Source organism: Pontibacter sp. BAB1700 (genome assembly GCF_000277005.1).
Taxonomy (GTDB): domain Bacteria; phylum Bacteroidota; class Bacteroidia; order Cytophagales; family Hymenobacteraceae; genus Pontibacter; species Pontibacter lucknowensis.
The window spans coordinates 1-6,291 of the sequence record NZ_AKIS01000127.1; the positions used below are offsets into that span (position 1 = coordinate 1).

The window sequence follows — 6,291 nt, forward strand, 5'->3', positions numbered from 1 at the left end:
CCACTTCCCGCTCTATCTTGCCAACCAATGCCTTTTCGAGCTGCTCATACCAGAAGCGCTTGATGTTTGGTCGCTCCTCCATCAACCGCATAAAATCGGCTTTGCTTATACCTAGCAGTTCACTTTTTTTGAGGGCCTGTATGTAGTAGTCAGATGGTTTGCCATCGACAAAAGAGGGAAACGACACCAGCAAGGTATGGGGGTAGCCAAAGCCTACGCAGATCTCTTCGTCAGGCAAGGGGTAGTAAATGCGCAGCGCCCCGCTCGTCACCAGGTATAGCCCCTGCTCCACCTGCCCCTGCCGTATCAGGAAGTCATACCTATTCAGCAGCATCTTCTTCTTCCAAAGTGGCAGGAAAGCAGCTATGTCGTCGGGGGTGAGGTAAGGGATTTGGTTGAGGAGGGAAAGGGGCATGGGGGAGGTTAAAAAACTAAGGTCTCCTTGGCTGACTCAGAAATGTCTTCGATCACAGCATCAGTCATAAACTTCAATCTTTTTTCTTTTGCCAGATCCTCGACTGCATTGTAAGAGATAAAAGAACACGAGTGGGACAAAAGTAACCGGAATACAGGTCTGGATAGCTCCTGCATTACTTTACCTCTTCTCTCTTCCGGAGCAACGATGTGTGCTTTTATATTTAAGTTCGGCTGTAGCGCCATCAAATCAGCCATCCTGAGTATGCCAGAGTAGATTGAAGTAGTATGCTCCACTTCATACGCACGAACAATGGTGCGACCTTTTATCCAGAGCACATCGATGTTCTCTATCGTTCGGATGGTATCAAGGTCATAATTGAGAGGCAAATCATTTAATACAGAACTCTTCTTTGGCTGCCATATCTCCAAAACTCTGGTTCTGTCGTTTTTCGGAAGCCAAATGCTATACCCCATGCGGTCACCAATATCTGCAAGTAATGCCTGAATTCTGAATGAGTCACGCGAAAGTGGTGCAGGGTCGACTGTAGGGCCAGGCTCAGGACCTACTGCAGGTGGAGTGTTTTCAGCCGGAGCAACCTCCAACGGAATGAAATGATCAATTTTATTGGTCTTGAACTGCCTGTCTAACAAATCACAGGCAGCTTGATCAGTGATAGGTTTTGAGGACTGCACATACTTGATACTCCAATACTTTCCTCCCGTTTCTGATAGTACAGCCATGTCAAAAGGCTTGCAAAACTCAACTTCCTTGATGCTTAGAGTATGCACATACCGCTGACCATCTTGCCAAGGCTTGTGGTTTGTTAATTGATCTAGTTTAAAGCGTGCACCACACAAAGTTCTCTTTCCGACTTTAACAGCCAGGTATACCACGTCGTTTTGTTGAGGCCCTCGGTGCGAAAAGCCTGCTACATTATGCTCAATGCAGATATTGTAGTTTTCAACAGATGTTGAGCAATGGAGAATTCGTGTGCTCATAGTCGTGGATTAAGGCTGATATGTATAGGATAAAGTTAATGTATAATTACACATCATCCAACTCTTTCACCTCCTCTGCTCAAACCGATCAAACCCCCTCAGCCCCTCCTTTTCCTCTACCTCCACTTTCTCTACCCGTGCTCGGTCCGGGCCTTGATGTGCCCATTCCTCCAGTTGTTTCAGTGCTTCGGACTTTCCCTCAGCCTCCAGGTATACGGTGCCGTCGGGTTCGTTCTGCACAAAGCCGTACAGGCCTAGCTCCAATGCTTTGCCTTGGGTGCTGGCTCTGAAAAATACGCCTTGTACCCGGCCATGTATGCGCATGGCCACACGCTTCTTGTCTTTGTTTTCCATCAGGTATAGATATCGCTTGTTCACTCAGAAAAACGGGGCAGACAGGTATAGGTTGAGGTAAGCAGGTGTAACAGTCGAAACAGAACGATTAACCCCGGAAGCCGTGTTATCAAATGGAGCAGGAGTTTTAGCTGATTCCTGAAATTTAAAGTATCTTTAACGCCCCCTCGCGGTAAGCCGCAGGCAGATTTAAGCCATACGATATGTCATTACTATTCAATGATTTTAAGAGCTGGGAAAAGCATTGCGCTGAAACCGGCGAACCACTATACCAGCCTGTGCTGGAGTACGAAGTAGAACAGAAAGGCCGCACCGAAGATTTTATATGGGAGAACATCGCCAAGGCATACGAGGTGATGAAGGATGCCGTGCAAACCGGCCTCACCGAAGATATGACCTCCCGCTCAGGCATGGTGAACAACAGCGCCAAGAAAGTAGCAAAGTCGCCGGTAACAGTGCTGTCACCGGAGTTTCAGATGCTGGTGTCGCGTGCGCTGGGCGCCAAAGAGGTGAACTCGTGCATGGGCCGCGTAGTGGCCGCTCCAACGGCGGGTGCCTCGGGTATACTGCCCGGTACTTTGACCACGCTGCAGGAACTACACGGACTTGAAGACCGAAAAATACACGAGGTTTGCTCGTAGCAGCAGGTATAGCCCTCATCATCGAACAGAATGCCTCATTGGCCGGAGCCGTAGGCGGTTGCCAGGCCGAAACAGGTAGTGCGGCCGCCATGGCGGCAGGTGCTATTGTGTACTGCCTCGGCGGTAACGTGGAGCAGGTGTTTACAGCAGTGGCCATTACCATACAGTGTATGCTGGGCCTGGTATGCGACCCGGTAGCGGGACTGGTGGAAGTGCCGTGTATTGTGCGTAACGCCAGTGCGGCCGCTATCGCTTATTCTTCATCACAGCTAGCCATTGCTGGTGTAAATGCTGTTATTCCGGTTGACCAGTGCGTGGCAGCCCTCGGCGAAGTAGGCGAGAGCATGGAGCGCAAGTATAAAGAAACAGCCCTCGGCGGACTCGCCAACACCCCAAGAGCACGTGAAATAGAGAAGTTCGTGTTGGTGCAGGATGTGGAGATTCTGCCGGATGAAGACGAAAACAGCGAAGGAGTTTAAGAGTTATAGGGGGGCTCTTTTGTAGCTCGATCAATAGAAGAAGGCAGTGACTGGAGAGGTCGCTGCCTTTTTTGTTGCTATATACCTAACAGAAGCCTGGAGTAGCCGAAAGCAGTTGAACTTAAGCCGTTCAAATCGCTGTTGCCGCTTAAGTGACCCAGTTCATCACATTTTGCCGGTGTTTCGTCACATTTTAAGGCGCAAATGTATAGAAGTCAGTAGGTTGCACGTTGTAATTGCAAGCTGTCCATGCGTCAGCTTTAACCTGTACAGGATTTTACATGAAGAAATTTTTTTGGTGGTGCGCCGGTGCCGATGATACGATTCTTGAAAAATGCTCTAAGTCGGAGCACATAAAATATGCTGGTGTCGGCGCCACTGTTTTATTTACGGGTGTGCTGGCCAGCATATCGGGTGGTTATGCCCTCTACACGGTGTTCGATGCGGTGCCCATGGCGGTGGCCTTTGGCTTGCTGTGGGGTGCCGTTATCTTCAACCTCGACCGTTTTATCGTTTCCACTATCCGCAAAGAAGGCAAGTTCTGGCGAGAGCTGCTGATGGTGACGCCGCGTATCCTGCTGGCCCTGGTACTAGCCGTGGTTATTTCCAAACCACTGGAGCTGAAGATTTTCGACAAAGAGATACAGGCTGTCCTGAAAGAAAAGCAGGCAGAGTTGGCGATTCAGCACAAAGCCCTGGTGAACAAGCAGTTTGCTGAGGTGGACTCGGTGAAGTCGGAGATTGCAGGTATACGGGCCGAGGTGGAAGCCAAAGTGCAGGAGCGGAACAAGCTCTACGAGATGGTAGCGGCAGAGGCCGATGGTACTGGTGGTACCGGCAAAATAGGCAGGGGCCATCTATGAAGAGAAAAAGCAACAGTATGATAAAGTAGACGAAGAGCTGAAGCTTTTGCAGGCTAGCGCCGCCGACCGGATTCTGGTGAAGGAACAGCGTATTGCCGACCTGATGAAGCAGTATGACAGCACCGTGGCAGAAGGGCAGGAAAGCTTCTCGAATTACGACGGCCTGATGGCCCGAATTGATGCCCTGAACCAATTGCCATGGTTGCCGGTGTTCTTTATCACTTTGCTGTTTATCTGTCTGGAAACGGCACCGATCTTCACCAAACTGATTACCAGTAAAGGTCCTTATGATGACATTTTGAAAGGTCTGGAACACGAGCGCACGACGCAGGAAATGCATCGGGTAAAGGAGCGCCAAAAGCAGTACGACACCCGCCAGGCTGTAGCCGAAGCAAAGTTTGCAGCCCGTCAGGAGTTTGAGATCGAAGCCAAGCGTGAAGAAGAGCGCATAAAGTCGGATGCACATCTGGATGTAGTCCGCGAATCAGCAGCCGTGTGGCGCGAACGCAAACTGGCCGATATCAGCCGCAGCCCAAACACCGCCGCCGACATCCTGAATGATGGCGAGGAAAGCAGCTATTATAAGTGGTAAGCTTTTTTGTGCTCAGCAAGCGACGTACTTTTTCCAGAAGTTAGTATCTTGTTGCGTACTAACACACAGGCGCATGACCGTTTCAAGAATGGCCCAAAACCTCATTGGCTCCGAGATTATCAAGCTGGCCGGTGAAGTGAACGCAATGATTGCGAAAGGCGAGCAAATCTGCAACCTTACCATCGGTGACTTCGACCCAAAGATTTTTCCTATACCTGGCGAATTGCGGGCTGGCATTGCCGAGGCCTATGCCGAAGGACATACGAATTACCCGCCGGCCAATGGGATGGCCGTGCTGCGCAAAGCCGTAGCCGACTTCACCCGCGACCGATTAGGTTTGACTTACTCCGAAAACGATATTCTGGTAGCCGGCGGCTCGCGACCGCTGATTTACGCGACTTACCTGGCCCTTGTAGACCCAGGCGACAAAGTAGTCTTCCCGACGCCGTCGTGGAACAACAACCACTATTGCCATCTTTCCAGTGCCACGCCAGTGATGGTGGAAACGAGTCCGGACAACAATTTCATGCCAACTGCGGCCGATGTAGCTTCTCAACTGAAAGGTGCTACCATGCTGGCCCTCTGCTCGCCGCTCAACCGACGGGTACTATGTTTTCCAAAAAAGACCTGGAAGACATCTGTGACCTGGTGATCGCCGAAAACAAGAGCCGTGGAGCAGGCGAGAAGCCGCTATACATTCTTTACGACCAGATCTACTGGATGCTGACCTTCGGGGAGCACCAGCATTATGATCCGGTTAACCTGCGCCCCGAACTACGCGACTATACCATTTACATCGACGGCACGTCTAAATGCTTCGCCGCTACCGGTGTGCGTGTCGGTTATGCATTCGGTCCTACGGTGGTGATTAATAAGATGAAGGCAATTCTTGGACACGTAGGTGCCTGGGCGCCAAAAGCTGAGCAAATGGCCACAGCCCGATTCCTGCACCAGACGGATGCGGTAGATGTGTTCATGGACGAGTTCAAGCACAATGTGCGCGAGAGTCTGGATCTGCTCTACCACGCGTTCAAAGACCTGAAAAAAGAAGGGTATAACGTAGATGCCATTGAACCGATGGGAGCCATTTACCTGTCCGCCAAACTGGACTTAGCTGGCAAAACCACGCCATCAGGCCAGGTGCTGCAAACCAGCAAAGACATCAGCTTCTACATACTTGAAGAAGCTAAATTAGCCGTAGTGCCGTTCTCCGCCTTCGGCTCTGCGCCAGAACTGGGCTGGTTCCGCTTGTCGGTAGGCGGTGCCTCGCTGGAGAGCATCAAAGACTCGCTGGGCAGGTTGAGAGAGGCATTGAGGAAGTTGAAATAAGATGATTGATGCCGCAGGGCACTCCATTATTTATACCTTTATAACAGCAGAGCCGCCTTAAATTAGTTTGAGGCGGCTTTGCTGTTTCTATACCTTACTCAACTCCCACCGATATCTGTCGGCTTATACTTTCCTCCAGCGAGATGAACGTTTCGGTGCGGTGCACGCCTGCTATACCTTGCATTTTCTCATTGAGCACTTCGCGCAGGTGCTTCGTGTCGCGGCAGATGATCTTGACAAACATACTGTAGGAGCCCGTAGTGTAATGCAGTTCTACGATCTCAGGGATGACGCGCATCTTCTCTACCACCTCTTTATAAGCCGAACCCTTTTCCAAAAATACCCCGATAAAGGCACAGATGTCATAACCGATGGCAGCCGGATTGATCAGTAACTGTGCTCCCTGCACGATGCCCATCTCAGTCATTTTCTTTAGGCGCACGTGTATGGTACCCCCCGAAACACCGAGTTCTTTGGCAATATCAGTGTATGCACGGTTGACATTCTGCATCAACAGGTGCAGAATCTGACGATCAAGTTTATCAATTTTTAAATCCATTCCCGATATCTATCCTGTGTTTTAATGATTTGTCAAAAATATAAACTATATATTATTT

General features: G+C 50.2%; 4 protein-coding genes and 3 pseudogenes. 3 read left to right on the forward strand and 4 right to left on the reverse strand.

Features of this window, described 5'->3' with window-relative positions:
* The 3 genes from O71_RS15095 to O71_RS15105 all read right to left on the reverse strand — a co-directional run.
* Positions 1-415: Crp/Fnr family transcriptional regulator (locus O71_RS15095; RefSeq protein WP_007658340.1), on the reverse strand; the 415-nt coding region annotated here is incomplete at its 3' end.
* An 8-nt stretch (positions 416-423) separates the two neighbouring features.
* Positions 424-1,416, reverse strand: coding sequence for a hypothetical protein (locus O71_RS15100; RefSeq protein ID WP_040574379.1), 993 nt, complete (start codon positions 1,414-1,416; stop codon positions 424-426).
* 66 nt (positions 1,417-1,482) lie between these two features.
* Entirely contained in the window at positions 1,483-1,770 is a 288-nt protein-coding gene (locus O71_RS15105) for an acylphosphatase (protein ID WP_007658346.1), read from the reverse strand.
* A gap of 203 nt (positions 1,771-1,973) precedes the next feature.
* Between O71_RS15105 and sdaAA the strand changes: the two are divergent.
* The 3 pseudogenes from sdaAA to O71_RS15120 all read left to right on the forward strand — a co-directional run bounded on the left by sdaAA (position 1,974) and on the right by O71_RS15120 (position 5,674).
* Positions 1,974-2,890 (forward strand): annotated as a pseudogene (gene sdaAA, locus O71_RS15110) (L-serine ammonia-lyase, iron-sulfur-dependent, subunit alpha).
* A gap of 281 nt (positions 2,891-3,171) precedes the next feature.
* Positions 3,172-4,345: pseudogene (locus tag O71_RS25790) on the forward strand (DUF4407 domain-containing protein).
* A 145-nt stretch (positions 4,346-4,490) separates the two neighbouring features.
* A pseudogene (locus O71_RS15120) lies at positions 4,491-5,674 on the forward strand (pyridoxal phosphate-dependent aminotransferase).
* Between the two features lie 94 nt (positions 5,675-5,768).
* Here the strand turns inward: O71_RS15120 and O71_RS15125 are convergent.
* Positions 5,769-6,233, reverse strand: coding sequence for an Lrp/AsnC ligand binding domain-containing protein (locus O71_RS15125; RefSeq protein ID WP_007658349.1), 465 nt, complete (start codon positions 6,231-6,233; stop codon positions 5,769-5,771).
* Positions 6,234-6,291: the final 58 nt, after the last annotated feature.

Coding starts and splice junctions, on each gene's coding strand:
- O71_RS15100 (WP_040574379.1), bottom strand. CDS start 1,416: ATGAGCACACGAATTCTCCATTGCTCAACATCTGTTGAAAACTACAAT.
- O71_RS15125 (WP_007658349.1), bottom strand. CDS start 6,233: ATGGATTTAAAAATTGATAAACTTGATCGTCAGATTCTGCACCTGTTG.
- O71_RS15105 (WP_007658346.1), bottom strand. CDS start 1,770: ATGGAAAACAAAGACAAGAAGCGTGTGGCCATGCGCATACATGGCCGG.